The sequence below is a fragment of the Bartonella gliris genome (genome assembly GCF_045277155.1).
Classification (GTDB): domain Bacteria; phylum Pseudomonadota; class Alphaproteobacteria; order Rhizobiales; family Rhizobiaceae; genus Bartonella; species Bartonella gliris.
Map to the genome: position 1 here is coordinate 1207961 of NZ_CP123962.1, position 18476 is coordinate 1226436.

Here is an 18476-nt window from a genome sequence, read left to right on the forward strand (position 1 = left end):
CTACACAGCTAAACTCTGCCTATTATAAATTGCATGAATGAAACATCTCGCACACATAAAATGAGGTCATTACCTGTAAGTTTAACCCATTTCATGAAAATAAGCAGTACCGTTTTGCCTTGGTTAACCGGTATAACATTGTGTTTTCTCATCTTAGGGCTTATTTTGATCATGCACTCCCCTGATGACTATCAACAGGGTATCACCGTCAAGATTATGTACATTCATGTACCATTCGCTTGGTTATCTACGTTCTGTTATATAATAATGAGTGCCGCTGCACTAGGAAGTCTGATTTGGAGATATCATCTTGCTGATGTAGCACTCAAATGTGGAGCACCCATTGGTGCAATTTTTACAGCCTTGGCTCTCATGACAGGAGCACTTTGGGGACGCCCTACATGGGGAACATGGTGGGTATGGGACGCACGGCTAACGTCGGTTTTGATCCTGCTTTTCATTTACCTTGCCATTGCCATGCTTGCTCGCGCTTTTGATAACCAAGAAAAAGCTACACGTGCTACAGCAATTCTAACACTCGTTGGATTCGTGAATATCCCCATTATCAAATTTTCCGTTAATTGGTGGAATACACTGCATCAATCAGCATCGCTTTTACGTTCAGGAGGCACGACTATCGATCCTGCTATGCTATGGCCCCTCATCACAATGATATTTTGTTTCACCTTTATATTTATTTTGCTTTATTTGATGGCTATGCGAAATGAAATTAATGGTCGCCATATCGAAATACTTCAGATCAAAGCAGCCCGTCATGCACAACATCAGGACTCCTCATCATGCTCGACCTAAATAGCACCAATAGCGGACTTCTAGGAAATCTCTCTCAGCAAATTGATTTTTTCCTTGGCACCCTTCACCACGAACAAATTGTTATTTTAAGCTACATACTTTCCGCAATTTCTCTCCTGTGTTTTATTGGGAATATTCTTCGCAAAGGTATATACCAAAAAAAAATCTTACAGAAGCTAAACGAAAAAGGGTTGTTTCAAAGAGAAAAATATAATGAAAATTATCCCTCAACAACCTAAAAAAAACATATCTTTGCTTGTCTTGCTTGGTCTTTTTGGACCATTTGTACTTTTTCTGCTGCTTATTATGCTTTTTTTCAATTTTATGGACAATAAATCCCCCAACGATACTTCTCTTCTTCCAAACGCATTAGCTGGAAAGCCAGCCCCAAAAACCAATCTTCCATCACTTGACAATGAGACCTATTTAGATGCAGAACAGTTTAAAGGGCGCGTCATATTAATCAATTTTTGGGGATCTTGGTGTTTACCCTGTCGCGAAGAACATCCTCTTCTTATGAAAATTGCACAAGATCAACGTTTTGATCTTATTGGCATTAATTATAAAGATAACAAAGAGAATGCTCAACGCTTTCTAAGTCATTTTGGTAATCCTTTTAAATTTATTGGCTTTGATGTTTCAGGGCATGCAGCCATTAACTGGGGCGTATATGGACCACCAGAAACCTTTCTTTTGAATAAAGAAAGCATCATCATTGCTAGACATGTTGGTCCCTTAACATGGAAAATTTATCAACAAAAACTCCTGCCAAAAATCGAAAAAGCTTTAACAATCGAAAAAACTCCAAAAGACAAGACATCGATTTATAAAAGATAATTCAACGTTTTCCCATATTGAATGAGAGAGCCCCGAATATCATAAGCTTCTTTCATTCCCCCCCCTTTATCTTGAATCAATCAAAACAATTTCCTTGTATGTCAAAAATGGAGGGGTATATAGATAAAAACTGTAAAGTTAAATTAAAAAAAAGCCGTGAAGATGGGCAATGATTTGCGCCTTTCTGGGATTTGCGCCTTTCTGACACATAATCTTGCAATAGCGCGAAAAAATAAAACTTGAATGCGCTCCATAGAGAGAAAAATTTCTCCATTCATTAAAAACCGCACCTTCGCAAATTTCTTGCTCATATAAGCTGAAATTTAATAAATAAGACAGTCAAGGAAATAAATTACATTGCAAATATTATACTCTTATCCGCCGCCTTTCAGAGATTGGCTGAAATGCTATTTTGGCATGAAAAGCACAATAAGGACTGTTTTCACCAGAATCGGCACCACAAAAATGAAAATCTGATGATAAAGGATCCCCAACTGGCCATCTACATGTATTTTCACTCAATTGCAAAAGATTAAGTTGGCGTGATATAGGCACCACATTTGATTTTGCAGAGGTATCAACTTCTGTCACATCTTCCGCTACAACATCCATTTTTAAAGCTGCTGCTCCAACGCTGCAAGAAGCAATATTCGTTGGCAATACCGTCGATGTGGCGCGGCGTATCCGCGGAGTCGATGAACTGACGCCCACAACTGTCTTTTGTGCACGTGGCACCCCCTGTGTTGTCTTACCACGTCCCGGTAGTTTTAACCGGTGCACTTTACCGATTACTGCATTCCTACTAACCCCACCTAACTGAGCTGCAATCTGACTTGCACTTAACCCCTCACTCCAAAGCTTCTTAAGAAGTTCAACGCGTTCACATGTCCAACCCATATTAGCACTCCATTCTGATTACCTCATTGAGAGGCATTCTTTTGCATCTTCAAAGGTTTCAATTATGTTTTCAATGAGTCGAATGAAAAAATTTCATCTCTGTGCGAGCATAAAAAACTTTACTCAACCTATGGAATTTACAAACTGAAACACAATTTTACTTGCAGATTTAAACTACAATATGCACTGACTCTATGACAAGTGTCTTTCCCTCCTGAAGAGTCTATTTACAATGTTTTCCCCAACTTGCGAATCAATCATAGGTCACACTATCGTTTTTTCTTAAGGCTTTTTCCTACAGATGCTTCTTTGCGGAACCTTCACTGGCTTTTTACCAATCAGTACAATGATCTATAGTTATGGTAATTAATCGTAATGAAACACTGATTGCACTATGCTTAAAGATAAAAAATGCAACGTGTTTTGTTTGCAGCATTGTTTTATTTGTTGTATTGCAAAATTTAAAATATAAAGGAAATAATGATGGACGCCCCCAAAATACCGCCACTTTACCAGTGCTTTGCTCGACGCAATTTGCAGTTCGAACAAGGCAATGGTGTATGGCTTATTTCTGATAAAGGAGAGCGTTATCTTGATTTCACATCTGGAATTGCTGTCAATGCATTAGGGTATTCACATCCAAAATTGGTTAATACACTTAAAATACAAGCTGAAAAACTTTGGCATGTTTCCAATCTTTTTCAATCACCTGAACAAGAAGCTCTTGCCACGTGCCTTTGTGCAAACAGCTTTGCTGATAAGGTCTTCTTCTGCAATTCCGGTGCTGAAGCACTGGAATGCGCATTTAAAACTGCTCGTCATGCTCATTATGCATCTGGTCATCCAACACGCGTTGAAATTATTACTTTTGAAGGTGCATTTCATGGACGCACACTTGCAACACTTGCTGCTACCGGAGAAGAAAAATATCTGAAGGGTTTTGGACCCAAAGTTGATGGATTTATTCAAGTTCCTTTCTGTGATGAAAACGCTTTGCGTAATGCTATCAATAAAAATACCGCTGCCATCCTTATTGAACCCATTCAGGGAGAAGGAGGAATACGAGCAATATCTCATGAAAATTTAAAGCTTTTGCGCAAAATATGCGATGATAATAATCTGTTATTGATTTTGGATGAAGTTCAAACAGGCATTGGACGAACAGGAAAACTTTTTGCTTACGAATGGAGTGGTATCACACCTGATATTCTTACCCTCGCAAAGGGACTGGGTGGCGGCTTTCCGTTGGGAGCTTGTCTTGCAACAGATAAAGCTGCAAAAAGCATGACACCAGGGACCCACGGATCAACCTTTGGGGGAAATCTTCTTGGGATGGCTGTAGGTAAAAGTGTTCTTGATACCATATTAGAACCAGGTTTTCTCGACCATGTTCAGCATATGGGGGATAAACTAAAAAAGGGACTTTCAACTATTATCAGCGCCTATCCTGAGATTATCTGTGCAACTCAAGGCGTAGGCCTTATGCTAGGTATTCAGTGTGTTATGCCTTCTCATGTTGTCGTTAGTGCCTTAGAAAATGAACGTCTTTTATGCGTTAGTGCTGGTAATAATATTGTACGTTTACTCCCTCCCCTTATCATAACCGAAGAAGAAATATATGAAGGCTTACAGCGTATTGAAAAAGCAATTGCTCATCTTGCGTCAACAAACCAAGAAAGACAAGTAATCATACCATGACAAATGCTCTCCGCCACTTCACTGACTTATCTATTTTAACTCCGTCCACAGCACGCACTCTTATCGACTATGCGAAAACCCTCAAAAAAACCTTCAAAGCAGGAAAAAATTCAAAACCTTTTGTTGGTAAAACACTCGCTATGATTTTTGAAAAACCATCCACACGAACCCGTGTTTCATTTGATATCGGCATGCGTCAGCTTGGTGGAGACACAATTATGTTAACAGGCTCAGAAATGCAGCTCGGTTATAGCGAAACTATCGCTGATACAGCGCGTGTATTATCACGCTTTGTAGATATTATCATAATACGTACAACAGTACATCTCCGGATGCTCGAATTGGCGCAATATGCCCAAGTTCCCATTATTAATGCCCTCACAGATGATACCCATCCTTGCCAAATTCTAGCGGATATCCTAACCTATGAAGAACACCGTGGACCAATTGCCGGCAAAATATTTGCTTGGATGGGAGATGGCAATAATGTTCTCCATTCCTTGATCGAAGCAACAGCTCTCTTTAATTTTCATTTACGCCTTGCTACACCCAAAGGCAGCGAACCACAAGAAAGGTATGTTAACTGGGCACGTGAGCGCGGTGCTCATATTATGATCACAAACAATCCTCAAGAAGCTGCCAAAGATGCCGATTGCATTATGACCGATACATGGGTTTCTATGGGGCAAGAATTTCGCGCCCGTAGTCATTCTATTTTCCAGCCTTACCAAGTTAATGAAGCTTTAATGAAATTAGCTAAACCGAATGCTCTTTTCATGCATTGTCTACCTGCTCATCGTGGCGAAGAAGTCGTAGATTCCGTGATCGATGGACCGCATTCTGTTGTTTTTGACGAAGCTGAAAATCGTCTTCATGCTCAAAAAGCAATTCTTTCCTGGTGTTTACAAGATGCGTTTTTCTCTCCACAATAGCCTGCCAAAATAAATCATATAAAAGGCGAAGATATGAGCGAAGAATGTGAAAAAGCCAAAGATGAAAATTCTCTCAACAACATCTACTTGAGTGAAGATGATACTGTTATTCCCTTTCAAGTCGAAGAACTTGATATCCGTGGACGTGCTGTACAACTGGGGGAAACTTTAAATTCTATTCTTACAAGACATCAATATCCTGAACCAGTTTCTTACCTTCTAGCAGAAGCTTTAGTTTTGACAGTTCTACTTGGGACTTCTCTAAAACTTAAGGGAAAATTTATTTTACAAACCCATTCCAATGGACCAGTCAATATGTTGGTGTGCGACTTCTCTCCTCCTTCCAATCTACGCGGGTACGCTCGTTTTGATGAAGAAAAGCTAAAACAAGCAATAGCCAATGATCAAATATCTTCAGAAACACTCCTTGGAAAAGGCACTTTAGCCTTCACCATCCACCAAGGCACTCACACGCAACACTATCAGGGGATAGTCGCATTAGATGAATCCAATTTACAAGAAGCCTCCCGTGCCTACTTTGACCAATCAGAGCAAATTCCCACCGATATCCGTTTAGCAGTCGCTATATTGATCAACCGCGACAAACACGGAAAATCACAGAAAAGCTGGCGAGCAGGAGGACTTTTGACTCAACTCTTACCCCAAACATCGTCCCATCATAAAATATATGAACCCAATAAAAAACCAGCAGTAACTAAAACCCGTGCCCAACTTGAAGACCAATGGCAAGAAGCCAAAGCACTGACAGCAACCATTGAAAGTACAGAATTGACGGATCCCCAAGTCGGCAATAAACGGCTATTGTTCCGTCTTTTCCATGAACAAGGTGTCAGAGTTTTTAATCCCCTTCCTCTTATGGATCAATGCTCCTGTTCGCGGGAAAAAATTAAAGAAATACTGGAAGGCTTTCCTACTGATGAACGGAACCAAATGGTTAAAAACAAATATATTTCAGTCACATGTGAATTTTGCTCAACAACGTATCGTTTTAAACCGCAAGAATTTTCTGAAAACAAAACATAACAAATATGCCTCACAAAGAGGAAAATATTGATTTTAGCTAAAATCAATTTACTTACCCATCTGAAGCATAGCAACGACTAGCATCAATCTTTAGAACGTGTTGTGTCTCTTTCTTCCTTAGAGTTAATCGCTCTTTCATTGTCTACACAATCAAATTCCTTGTTCAAATCAACATTCACTTCATATGCTTTTTATAAAAATAGCCCCCACTCTTTAAAATACGTTCCGTCTTCTTCTGAAAAGACCTCTCCTTTACTCTTGGTATATCAGCAAGAATTGATCTCTTAACACAAACAAGTTTTTCAAAATAGTATCAAGATATTGATTTTTAAAGATAAATAATCTTTTTGAAAAAGATCTGTGAACAGAGTAATATTTTCTTATTCGAGCTCTTTTAATTTAAGCATCAAAAAAATCGTTTACTTTCGCATCACAAGAGAGATCCGCATGTAGATCATGTGGGAAAAAATTAAATATGACTCTATGAACTAATCATTTTAATGCAAGAATAGGTGTAATATGGGAGAAGTGAAAATATCAATGATGGCGCCAGTCGATTGCTTTACAAACCTAAAAATGGTGGTGACAAACCTTTATTACAGTGCATACCCCAAATTAAAAAAGCGAAAACAAAACACTTTTGTAGGACTCATATTTTTCTAAGCGTGCGGGTCATAACTTTGATACCACAACTGCCGATGGCGTTCACCAATATCAATATATTGCTATGCTAACTCAAATAATTAAAAATAACGCCAGAAAACAAAGGTTAATGGCCGATAAAAAACAGAGCTTATCAAAAACCCTAAAATGCTTTAGCTATTCATTCTGCATATGACTGTTTCACAAATATTTTTTGGCAATAACGGTAATTTTCTTATAAAATCATCAAAGCAGAATTACTGTCCATAAAAATCAGAAGCAATGACGTTACAATAAAATCTTACACTTTTACATCTCTTCCATGATCTAGCAACACATTGATTTATAAAGATAAATAACCATTTTTCAACTTGAATTAATTAAAATTGTTCGCTTGTACGTCATAAGCTGGGCTGACGTGTAAGTAAAAATACTAGAAAAAAGGAGTAAAAATACCTCTCATGAACGCTCTCAAATGGCAAGAGCTATGGCAACATTGGGAACTGGCAAAGAGTATAATGGTGCCCCTTACACCTTCATAAGCGTAAAAGTAGTGGTGCTCAATGACTTTACTGTTATACCCTTCACGGGCGCCGCCGTGAAATGAGCTTGAAATCATTGAGAAATGTCTCTTTAAAAAAACATGTGAATTGGCAACACAATAACGTTCTGTTTTAGCGGAGGCATTCGGTTTTGCATGAAGGACGTAACCTCATTAGACACGTGAAAAACAAAAGCGTGAGGCAATGCGCAATCTCCCTTATTTAAAAGACATTGCTTTGGATACTTTTGAAAGTCGTAAAGCTGAATTAAAAGATGATGGTAAGACTGGAAACTGATCTCTACCCTTAAAACTTCATATTCTTCCCGAATTAGGCTGTCTTCCCGTTTCAGAAATTACGCAATACTCTTTCTCCCATCTCGAAAGACTATGTCTGGTAAAACTATTATTGAATCTAAAACAGCACAAACAACATCATCCCCTTTTCTCGGGCATAAAACGGCGCAACCGAACATAAAGCGCACCACCACCACCATGCTGACGAGCAGCTTGCTCAAATGTATGAACGTAAGATCGAAAAGCCGGCGTTGACAACCAGTGAGGAACAAACTGATATAAAACACCATCGCTCCCTTGTGACCGGCCTTTTCCTGTGATTACAAGCACATAACGCAATCCGTTCTGCTGAGATGATTGTAAAAATTTTTTCAAGAAAAAATAGGCTTCTTCCTGCACACAACCGTGAAGATCAAGACAAGCCTCAAGAGGATAATGACCCTTAGCAATTTTACGATGTACAACACGGTCGAAGAAATAAGCTTCATGTGCTTGTGCAACGGTCCTCTTTTCTTTTTTAACCACTGTTGATCTCTGTTGGTTTAGCTGAACCAATGGAAGAATTTGTGTTACGTTCTGTTTCTGATTGTCGATATTTGCAGCATCTTTTACAATAGAAGAATGAAACTTATCATGAAACGGTATTATTGTACGACAAACCCTCTCCCACAGCAGACGGTCCTGTGGAACCAATGGATCCTTTTTTTGTCTCCATTCACCCGTGGACATTGGAATTTTCAATCTTTCATAAACTTTATTTATACGCTCTTATAGATGAAAAGCGCCTTAATTTTCATCTTCCGTTGCAAAAAGCTTCCAGTTTGGATCTGGCGATAAGCTATTGCGAACAAAAGTCCAAACATCCCTAATTTCGACAATCGCATCAGGATCTCCGTCTATAGGTTCTTCCTGTTCATTATAAGTGACAGAAATCATTTCACTGACAATACGCACAGTCAAAAATTGTTCTTTTTCTTGCATTTCTGCTGCAACAAATTCGATTTTATTAATTCCGACAAAAGTAAACTGGACTCTTTCATTGTTTTTTTCACGTTGCTCAATGGCCGCACAAAAGCTCTCAAAAACATTCTGAGAAAGCAATTTCTTCAGTTTATCGCGATCACCTTGTGCAAAAGCTGTTACAATCATTTCATAAGCAACTTGAGCGCCTTTTATAAAAAATTGAGGAGAAAAATGAGGATCGTTCTGACGAAGTGCACGCAAACCTTCATTCAATTCACTACCCTCTGGTGAAATTGCGTCAATTTCGCTAAAATCATCCTTTTGCGAATTGGCTTGATAAGGGAACGAAACAATATTATCAGTCGTTCCTGCTTCGACTTGTTTTTTAGAACGACCCGAATAAGGATCAAAGGGAGGCTTTTCAAAACCAATCCGTTTTCCTAATACATTACGAAGTTGCACAAAAATAACAACCATAATAACAAGAGCTACAAAAAGTACGACGTCAAATTCCATGAGCGCTGTCAATCTCCAAACCTAAGATGATCTGTAATAAACATTGCTGTCAATATCATTTATCAATAAACATGTAAAATAGGGAATCTACCATTTAAAGATTTTTATAGCCCTAATTTTCAAGTTTAAAGAGGATAGCTTCTACAATTTTCTACTCCAAACCTTACAAAAGGGAATTTTCATGTGATTAAATCTTACCCTATCAATCCTCGTTTTTTTATCATTATCGCCCTCAGTGCTGTCTTAATCGAAATCGCCGGTTTCATCTTTGTCGGAAAAGAAATTGGAATTTTGGCAACTTTGAGTTTGATCATTTTAACAACAATAGCTGGAAGTATTTTACTTAGAATCCAAGGTTTTAGCCTCTTAAAAAATATACAACGTGAACTTATCCAAGGACATACATTAGAGAATGATATCATCAATGATGCCTTCATCATTCTTGGTGCAATTTTACTTATTCTTCCCGGCTTTGTAAGTGATATTTTGGGAATATTACTTCTTATTAAACCAGCCCGTCCTGTTATCTGGCATTTGTTTTCATCACTTAGCAATAAAATGAACACCCACACTAAAAATAATATTAACACCCAAAATGAGTCTGAAAAAATAATTGATCTTAACGCAGAAGACTACCAAGTTCATAACACTACAGAATCTCCATGGCGTAAAAATGATGATAATCCTTAAAATGCCAAAAAAATCTGTAATAGACTTTAAAAAAATAATCAAGACAAGGAGAGCATTCCTTGCAACCTTTTGCAAGGCATGATAACCAGCCTTATCTTTAGATCTAAAATAAAAATACATACATTATGATGAGAGGTTCCTAGTATGGCCGAAAGTGAAATTAACAACAATGGTGGAGAGCCAGTTTTTGCTGTATTGACTCAATATTTGAAAGATCTTTCATTTGAGAATCCAAGTGCCCCTAGCTCACTGCGTCCACGGGAAAAGACTCCACAAATCGATATCAGTATTAACGTCAATGCTAACCCAATTGGTGATGACAATTATGATGTCGTTTTATCCCTCTCAGTCAAAGCCAATGATGATAATGAAACATTATTTCATGTAGAACTGATTTACGGTGGTGTTTTCCATATTAAAAATATTCCACAAGAACATGTTATGCCGCTTGTTTTTATTGAATGTCCCCGTCTTTTGTTCCCATTTGCTCGGCAAATCATATCTAATGCCACTCAAAATGGTGGATTTCCACCTTTGTGGATTGACCCAATTGATTTTGCAGCGCTCTTTCAAAAGCGCGTTGCTGAAGAACAAAAAAACAGCCAAATACAACCATCATAAAAATTTATTTTTTCAACAAAAAGGCCTTGAAATATTAGAGGCCTTTATTCTTTTATAACTTCTTCGCATGATAAGCCGCTAGCATTGCAATATTGACAACATCCGTATCGTTTCCACTAAATGGTACAATTTGGACAGATTTTTCCAATCCAATCAAAATAGGCCCAATAATGGTTGCTTCACCAAGCTCTTGCAACATTTTGCTAGCAATGGAAGAGGCATGATATCCAGGCATTACCAAAATATTAGCTGGTTCCGTTAATCCCATAAAGGGATATTGCTGCATCAATTTTAAATTGAGCGCCACATCAGCACTCATTTCTCCATCAAATTCAAAATCAACTTTGCGTTCATGCAATATGCTAACAGCATCCTGAATATGCTGTGTAATCGATCCTTTCATGTAACCAAAAGTAGAAAATGCCACAAAAGCCACCCGTGGTTGATATCCAAATTCCCTAACAAAAGAAGCTGCCTGTTCCGCTATATCAGCAAGTTCTTCGGAATTCGGCTTTTCGTAAACAGCTGTATCGGCAATAAACACTGTTCTTCCACGGCAAATAGCCATTGAAATACCAATCAATCGTTCTTTGGGTTTCTCGGCAATCACGCGGCGTATATCAATCAACGCTGTTTCATAATTGCGTGTCACCCCTGTAACCATTGCATCAGCATCCCCTAATGCCACCATACACGCAGCAAAATAATTGCGATCATTGTTGATGCGACGATGACAATCACGCAATAGCCAACCTTGGCGTTGCATCTTTTTATAAAGATAATTCGCATAAGCATCCGTGCGACAAGAGAGCTTAGCATTCATGATAGAAATGCCTTCACGCTCAAGATCAATGCCAGCAATAGCAGCAGTTTCTCTCACTTGTTCTTCACGACCAATCAAAATTGCTTGTCCTAGTTTTTGATGAACATAGGAAACAGCTGCTCGCATTACCTGCTCTTCTTCACCTTCTGCAAAAACAATTTGTTTTGGTGCTTGACGAACATGATTATAAACTCCACGCATCATGGAGGAAATGGGATCACGTCTTGCCCTCAAATCACGCTCATAAGCCTCTAAATCATTAATATGCTTTTGCGCAACACCGCTTTCCATTGCCGCTTTTGCCACCGCCATTGAAACAACGGTGAACAAGCGCGGATCAAAAGGAACGGGAATGATATAATTTGGACCAAATTTTAACCGCTTTCCACGATAAGCTTCCGCAACACTGTCAGGCACTTCCTCATGAGCCAGACCCGCAAGAGCTCTTGCTGCAGCAATCTTCATTTCTTCATTGATGACCGTCGCACGCACATCAAGCGCACCACGAAATATATAAGGAAAACAAAGAACATTATTAATCTGATTTGGATAATCGGAACGACCTGTTGCTACAATAGCATCACCACGCACTTGCATAACTTCTTCTGGCGTAATTTCTGGATCAGGATTGGCCATGGCAAAAATGATCGGCTGACGTGCCATCGACTTTACCATTTCAGGGGTAATAGCACCTTTAGCAGACACTCCGAAAAACATGTCAGCGCCTTCCATTGCCTCAGCAAGCGTACGTTTATCCGTCCGAATAGCATGAGCAGACTTCCACTGATTCATTCCCTCTTCACGACCTTCATAGACTACACCCTTTGTATCACATAAGATGATATTTTCAGATCGAAATCCCATCGCCTTAATCAGTTCAATACAAGCAATCCCTGCAGAACCAGCCCCATTACAGACTAACCGAGTGCTTTGCATATCGCGCCCCGTTAAAGACAAGGCATTGAGCACACCAGCAGCCACAATGATTGCTGTACCGTGTTGATCATCATGAAAAACAGGAATATTCATAACCTCGCGTAAGCGACTTTCAATCATAAAACACTCTGGTGCTTTAATGTCTTCAAGATTGATACCACCAAAGGAGGGCTCCAAATGACGCACTAAATTGATAAAACTCTCTGGATCATTGGTATCAACTTCCAGATCAATAGAATCAATATCCGCAAAGCGTTTAAAAAGCACTGCTTTGCCTTCCATCACTGGCTTAGATGCAAGCGCCCCTAAATTACCTAGCCCCAAGATGGCTGTTCCATTTGAGATAACAGCAACAAGATTGCCTTTTGCCGTATAATCATAAGCTAACGCTGGATTTTCAGCAATTGCCTTAACCGGAACAGCAACACCTGGCGAATAGGCAAGTGCTAAATCATGCTGCGTTGCCATGGACTTTGTTGCAACAATTTCAAGTTTGCCTGGTCGACCACGACTATGAAAATCAAGGGCTTCTCGCTCACTGGTATTATAAACCTTTTGATACGTTTTCTGATCCTGCTCACTCTGTTTCATTTCACTTCATTTTCTCCAAAAACAGTGCAAATTCTGTTTGATAATACCTGTCATTACCTGATTTTAAAATTTGATTCATATGCTAGAAATCGCTATGCTTGCTCTGACAGATCTGTTCATGCGTTTCAATTCAAAGATAATAGAGATAATGAAGATAAACATTGAAGTAAACAAAAAAGGGCTTCAAAGCCTCACTTGAAGAAAACGAGCGCGTAAAAATGGATAACAAAACCAACCATAAAAATGATTTAATCCCACAGCTTGCATCTTCATCTCCTCCTCGTCAAGAACGCCTTACACCGATGATGGAGCAATATATAGAAATCAAAGCAGTTAATAGCGATTGCCTTCTCTTTTATCGTATGGGTGATTTCTATGAATTATTTTTTAATGATGCGGTTGAAGCTGCTCAGGCTTTGGGAATCACACTTACAACACGTGGAAAACATTTAGGGGAAGATATTCCTATGTGCGGTGTTCCCGTTCATGCTGCAGATGATTATTTGCAAAAATTGATCGCCTGCGGTTATCGTGTTGCCGTTTGTGAACAGATGGAAGATCCTGCAGAAGCTAAAAAACGTGGTTCAAAATCAGTCGTTCAGCGTGATGTCGTGCGTCTTGTTACACCTGGGACCATAACAGAAGAAAAGCTCCTTGATCCAACACGTGCAAATTATCTGATGACACTTGCTCGTATCCAAACCAGTGACGGAGAAGAATTTGCTCTTTCTTGGATTGATATCTCAACCGGTATATTTCGTGTAACAGAAAGCCGCCATGAAAAACTTTTAGCAGATATTATGCGCGTGGATCCACAAGAAATCATTGTAGCTGAATCCTTTTTCCATGATAAATCCCATAAATCACTTTTTAATACTCTCGATCGTATCGCTTCACCTCAACCAGCTAGTCTTTTTGACACAATCACCGCTGAACGCGATATTTGCAGTTATTTTAAACTTTCAACTCTTGAAGGTGTTGCCGATTATTCGCGCCCTGAACTCTCCGCAATAGCCGCTGCTATTCGTTATATCGAAAAAACACAAATCACTCATCGCCCTCCACTCATGCGCCCTGAACGTCAAAATGAAAGTGCTACCCTTTTTATTGATGCCGCAACCAGATTAAGTCTTGAACTTGTTCGAACAACATCAGGTCAACGTGATGGAAGCCTATTAAAAGCCATTGATCGTACTGTAACAGGAGGAGGATCACGCCTTCTTGTTGATCGTTTAATTGCTCCTCTAACTACACCTTCAGCGATTGATAAGCGCTTGGATTCGATTGCTTTTTTTCTGCACAATACTTCGCTTGCAGAAGCTATAAAGCTCACTTTGAAAGGGGGGCCAGATATGCCCCGCGCAGTTTCACGTTTGGCTCTTGGACGTGGAGGACCACGTGATATGGCGGCAATCCAACGCGGTTTTGAAATCATTTGTGAACTTAATCAGCTTCTTAATAATGAATTGCTCCCAGAAGAAATAAGTGATGTACAAGAAATATTCTCACATCTCCCCACTACCTTGCATGTGCATTTAGAACAAGCATTGGCCGATGATCTCCCTCTACTCAAACGGGATGGTGGTTTTATTCGTCCTCATTATCACCAAGAACTCGATGAAATGCGTGCTCTACGCGATGAATCACGCCGTGTCATTGCTGAACTTCAAGCAAAATATGCCCAAGAAACAGATATTAAGACACTCAAAATAAAGCATAATAATATTCTAGGCTATTTCATTGAAGTCACTAATTTACAAGCATCTGCTCTCACCAATACCTCACAAGCAAAAGCGCGTTTTATTCACAGACAAACAATGGCAAACGCTATGCGTTTTACCACCACTGAACTTGCTGAACTGGAAAGCCGTATTGCTCATGCAGCTAACCATGCACTGACCCTTGAACTGGAAATTTTTGACACTCTTGTTCATGAAATTACCGAACAGGTTGACTTCATTCGTAAAGCTGCTGAAGCGCTTGCTATTTTGGATGTCTCCGTTGCTTTAGCGCATCTCGCTGAAGAACAAGGATATTGTCGTCCTAAAATTGATCAATCACTTACCTTTCATATCACCGCGGGACGTCATCCTGTTGTAGAGCAAGCACTACGAAAGCAAGCAGCAGAACCATTTGTTGCCAATAACTGCGACCTCTCCGTACAAGAAAATCATCAATATGCAGCTATCTGGCTCTTAACAGGTCCCAATATGGGAGGAAAGTCAACTTTCTTGCGGCAAAATGCTCTCATCGCTATTATGGCGCAAATGGGTTCTTTTGTTCCAGCTACTTCCGCTCATATTGGCGTTGTTGATCGCTTATTTAGTCGTGTTGGTGCTTCTGATGATCTGGCACGGGGACGCTCAACCTTTATGATGGAAATGGTTGAAACAGCAACGATTCTTAATCATGCAAGTCACCATTCTCTTGTTATTCTTGATGAAATTGGGCGAGGAACTTCAACTTTTGATGGACTTTCAATTGCTTGGGCAGCCGTTGAATATCTTCACGAAGTTAACCACTGTCGTGCTATTCTTGCCACGCATTTTCACGAAATGACAGCGCTTACCGAAAAACTTGATCGCCTTCATAATGTAACAATGAAAGTCAAAAATTGGAATGGCGAAGTTGTTTTTCTTCATGAAGTCATGCCGGGAGCTGCTGACCGATCTTACGGAGTACAAGTGGCAAAACTTGCTGGACTTCCTGCAGCAGTTATTACCCGTGCTACAAATGTTCTCCATCAATTAGAACAAAGTGAAATGGCTGGAAAAGGACATAAATTAATTGATGATTTACCACTCTTTTCCCTTAAAGAGACAACTGTCACAGATGAAAAAGCAAATAAATGTTGCGTGATCCACGAAGCTTTAAAAAATATTCATCCTGATGAGTTAACACCTAAGGAAGCTTTAGAAGAACTTTATCGCCTCAAACAACTTGAACAGCAATAATTTCTTTAATAACAACTCCAAAAATATACCATTTACGCATTATTCTTCGCTTATATCTGTTATTCGCTGTATTACCGTTTCCTTTGTTACTCAGTGTCATGGTCATGATAACCTCTCTACAGAAAATTTTGTATCGCATTTCCTAGAATCGATTTTTCACCTTCTGTATGAAAGAGAAATGAAATCTACCTTCCCCAAAAACACATTAGCATATCTCTATCCATTCCCCCCCAATTTTACTCATCAAAATAACTCAGAATACTCTTCTAAACGCATCGAACAATCAGCTTAGAATAGTATAAAAAACACATAAGAAATTTCTTCATCTCTCATGCATCTTTCACAAACTGGGTTATTCATTCAATCAAATGCTACGAACTGCACCCCTAGCAGCAGACGTCGTCATAGCCGCATAGGCTTTGAGAGCCTTTGAAACCTTACGCTTACGCTCCTCAACCGGTTGCCAAGCGGCTTTTCCTTTTGCTTCCATTTTGGCACGACGATTCATCATCTCAACGTCATCGACTAACAGATGAATGGTACGATTAGGAATATCAATTTCTATGATATCACCCTCTTCCACCAAAGCAATTGCTCCTCCTTCAGCAGCTTCTGGTGAAATGTGCCCGATAGAAAGCCCTGAAGATCCTCCGGAAAATCGACCATCTGTTACAAGCGCACAAACCTTTCCCAATCCTTTGGATTTGAGATAGCTGGTGGGATAGAGCATTTCCTGCATTCCAGGTCCACCACGTGGACCTTCATAACGGATTAAAACGATATCACCTGATTTAATTTTATCGGTCAAAATTGCTGTAACAGCCGAATCTTGGCTTTCAAAAATTCTTGCTGGACCTTTAAAAGTTAAAATTGACTGATCAACACCTGCTGTTTTCACAATACAGCCATCTTTCGCAAGATTCCCATAAAGAACTGCCAATCCTCCATCTTGCGAATAAGCATGTTTTCTATCGCGGATTACACCTTTTTCACGATCAAGATCAAGGGTATCGTAACGGCAACATTGACTAAAAGCTGTCTGTGTTGGAATACCACCTGGAGCTGCACGGTAAAATTCATGGATAGTTGGTTCTTTGGTTCGTTTCACATCCCAGTGGTATAGAGCTTCCTTCATCGTTTTCGCGTGAACGGTGTAAGCAGATGTATCAATGAGTCCAGCTGCATCCAATTCTCCTAAAAGTCCCATAATACCACCAGCACGATGAACATCTTCCATATGCACATTGGCAATAGAGGGTGCAACCTTGCACAAAACAGGAACACGACGCGAAAGACGATCAATATCTGTCATGGTAAAATCCACCTCACCTTCTTGCGCTGCTGCTAAAAGATGTAGAACAGTATTGGTTGATCCCCCCATGGCAATATCAACAGTCATTGCATTTTCAAAAGCCTTACGCGAAGCGATAGAACGCGGCAAAACTGTCTCATCGCCTTTTTCATAATAACGCTTGACCAATGCAACAATCTGTCGTCCAGCTTCTTCAAAAAGTATCCGACGATCTGCATGCGTTGCTAACACTGATCCGTTTCCAGGAAGAGAAAGCCCTAATGCTTCGGTCAAACAATTCATAGAATTAGCGGTAAACATTCCTGAACAAGAACCACATGTAGGACAAGCAGCACGCTCCATTTCAGCAATTTCTTCTTCTGAATTATGCTCAGAAGCTGCAGCAATCATGGCATCAACTAAGTCAACAGCCAGATTTTGATCTTTCCATTTAACCTTACCAGCTTCCATAGGACCGCCAGAAACAAAGATTGTTGGAATATTCAACCGTAAAGAAGCCATTAACATACCAGGCGTAATCTTGTCACAATTGGAAATACAGACAAGTGCATCAGCACAATGGGCGTTGACCATATATTCAACAGAATCAGCAATAATTTCACGTGAAGGCAAAGAATAAAGCATGCCATCATGCCCCATAGCAATTCCATCATCTACAGCAATCGTGTTAAACTCCTTCGCGACACCGCCAGAAATCGCTATTTGTTGTGCCACCAGTTGCCCAAGATCTTTTAAATGGACATGTCCTGGTACAAATTGTGTAAAAGAATTTGCAATCGCAATAATCGGTTTACCAAAATCAGCCTCTTTCATCCCTGTTGCACGCCAAAGACTGCGGGCCCCTGCCATATTGCGCCCATGAGTTGATATTCTTGAACGGTAAGAAGGCATTATTTTTTCCCCTCAAATAATTCCATTTTCCCTTTTGTGCTGCAATCCAACCCTAAAAACAAGAGCTCTCGCATGAGAAATGAAAAAAGCCTTTTATTGAGACATTTAAATCACAAAATTGAAAGCCACGTAATAAACCTCTTCAGCAGCACATAATCCCATGAAATTTTCCTAAGAGAAATGATATCTCGATCATTTGTAGAATCTATAACAACTGCCTTTTAGCTGCACAAAAAACTTTGGATTTAAGCGACAATGTCGGTATAGGCATTCACTTGAGCTCTAGGAACAAGGGATTGGTCGTAGAAAACAACCTTTATTGATGATACCTCTCCTATCCAGATGCCTCTTTTTTCTACGTGTTATATTACAAATGGTAAACAGCTCACTTTATTCTATTATACGCACCGTAAAAATAGCACCAACCTGCTCGTTCGCTTTCATAATAATAAAACCATATGCATTTTACACACTAACA

14 protein-coding genes and 1 pseudogene are annotated in these 18476 nt (G+C 39.6%); 10 read left to right on the forward strand and 5 right to left on the reverse strand.

Annotated elements, in window-relative coordinates:
• Window positions 1-33 precede the first annotated feature (33 nt).
• From QHG54_RS05470 to QHG54_RS05480, 3 genes are read left to right on the forward strand one after another with little or no spacing between them, the layout of a single operon-like run.
• Window positions 34-813, forward strand: a complete 780-nt coding sequence (locus QHG54_RS05470) for a heme ABC transporter permease (RefSeq protein WP_317992628.1) — start codon at window positions 34-36, stop codon at window positions 811-813.
• On the forward strand, window positions 801-1052 hold the full coding sequence (locus tag QHG54_RS05475) for a hypothetical protein (RefSeq protein ID WP_317992627.1): 252 nt from the start codon (window positions 801-803) through the stop codon (window positions 1050-1052). The genes QHG54_RS05470 and QHG54_RS05475 overlap by 13 nt, the downstream gene beginning before the upstream one ends.
• Window positions 1027-1650 (forward strand): DsbE family thiol:disulfide interchange protein, encoded by a 624-nt coding sequence (locus tag QHG54_RS05480; RefSeq protein ID WP_317992626.1) that lies wholly within the window; start codon window positions 1027-1029, stop codon window positions 1648-1650. The genes QHG54_RS05475 and QHG54_RS05480 overlap by 26 nt, the downstream gene beginning before the upstream one ends.
• Window positions 1651-2016: 366 nt before the next feature.
• On the opposite strand, the gene QHG54_RS05485 is transcribed toward QHG54_RS05480, so the two are convergent.
• Window positions 2017-2547, reverse strand: coding sequence for a GcrA family cell cycle regulator (locus QHG54_RS05485; RefSeq protein WP_317992625.1), 531 nt, complete (start codon window positions 2545-2547; stop codon window positions 2017-2019).
• A gap of 483 nt (window positions 2548-3030) precedes the next feature.
• Here QHG54_RS05485 and QHG54_RS05490 point away from each other — a divergent pair, with 483 nt between their 5' ends.
• The 4 genes and pseudogenes from QHG54_RS05490 to QHG54_RS05505 form a co-directional block, all read left to right on the forward strand.
• Window positions 3031-4245 (forward strand): aspartate aminotransferase family protein, encoded by a 1215-nt coding sequence (locus QHG54_RS05490; protein WP_317994003.1) that lies wholly within the window; start codon window positions 3031-3033, stop codon window positions 4243-4245.
• On the forward strand, window positions 4242-5177 hold the full coding sequence (argF, locus tag QHG54_RS05495; RefSeq protein ID WP_317992624.1) for an ornithine carbamoyltransferase: 936 nt from the start codon (window positions 4242-4244) through the stop codon (window positions 5175-5177). Before QHG54_RS05490 ends, argF begins: the two co-directional genes overlap by 4 nt.
• Before the next feature lie 33 nt (window positions 5178-5210).
• Window positions 5211-6221: an Hsp33 family molecular chaperone gene (locus QHG54_RS05500; RefSeq protein WP_406603987.1), complete on the forward strand. Its 1011-nt coding sequence runs from the start codon at window positions 5211-5213 to the stop codon at window positions 6219-6221.
• A gap of 1117 nt (window positions 6222-7338) precedes the next feature.
• Window positions 7339-7768 (forward strand): annotated as a pseudogene (locus QHG54_RS05505) (integrase); the annotation flags it as partial.
• A gap of 71 nt (window positions 7769-7839) precedes the next feature.
• Here QHG54_RS05505 and QHG54_RS05510 read toward each other — a convergent pair.
• Together QHG54_RS05510 and QHG54_RS05515 are read right to left on the reverse strand one after the other, a co-directional pair.
• On the reverse strand, window positions 7840-8430 hold the full coding sequence (locus tag QHG54_RS05510) for a Smr/MutS family protein (RefSeq protein ID WP_317992622.1): 591 nt from the start codon (window positions 8428-8430) through the stop codon (window positions 7840-7842).
• A 57-nt stretch (window positions 8431-8487) separates the two neighbouring features.
• Window positions 8488-9180, reverse strand: a complete 693-nt coding sequence (locus tag QHG54_RS05515) for a Tim44/TimA family putative adaptor protein (protein WP_406603988.1) — start codon at window positions 9178-9180, stop codon at window positions 8488-8490.
• Between the two features lie 183 nt (window positions 9181-9363).
• Here QHG54_RS05515 and QHG54_RS05520 point away from each other — a divergent pair, with 183 nt between their 5' ends.
• A complete protein-coding gene (locus QHG54_RS05520) occupies window positions 9364-9870 on the forward strand; it encodes an FxsA family protein (RefSeq protein ID WP_317992620.1) in 507 nt (168 codons plus the stop codon).
• 144 nt (window positions 9871-10014) lie between these two features.
• Window positions 10015-10491: a protein-export chaperone SecB gene (secB, locus tag QHG54_RS05525; protein ID WP_317992619.1), complete on the forward strand. Its 477-nt coding sequence runs from the start codon at window positions 10015-10017 to the stop codon at window positions 10489-10491.
• A 52-nt stretch (window positions 10492-10543) separates the two neighbouring features.
• Here secB and QHG54_RS05530 read toward each other — a convergent pair whose 3' ends face one another.
• A complete protein-coding gene (locus QHG54_RS05530; RefSeq protein WP_317992618.1) occupies window positions 10544-12841 on the reverse strand; it encodes an NADP-dependent malic enzyme in 2298 nt (765 codons plus the stop codon).
• Between the two features lie 218 nt (window positions 12842-13059).
• Between QHG54_RS05530 and mutS the strand changes: the two genes are divergently transcribed.
• Window positions 13060-15795: a DNA mismatch repair protein MutS gene (gene mutS / locus QHG54_RS05535; protein WP_317992617.1), complete on the forward strand. Its 2736-nt coding sequence runs from the start codon at window positions 13060-13062 to the stop codon at window positions 15793-15795.
• Window positions 15796-16159: 364 nt separating this feature from the next.
• Here the strand turns inward: mutS and ilvD are convergent, their stop codons facing one another.
• Window positions 16160-17998, reverse strand: a complete 1839-nt coding sequence (gene ilvD / locus QHG54_RS05540) for a dihydroxy-acid dehydratase (RefSeq protein ID WP_406603989.1) — start codon at window positions 17996-17998, stop codon at window positions 16160-16162.
• Window positions 17999-18476 lie beyond the last annotated feature (478 nt).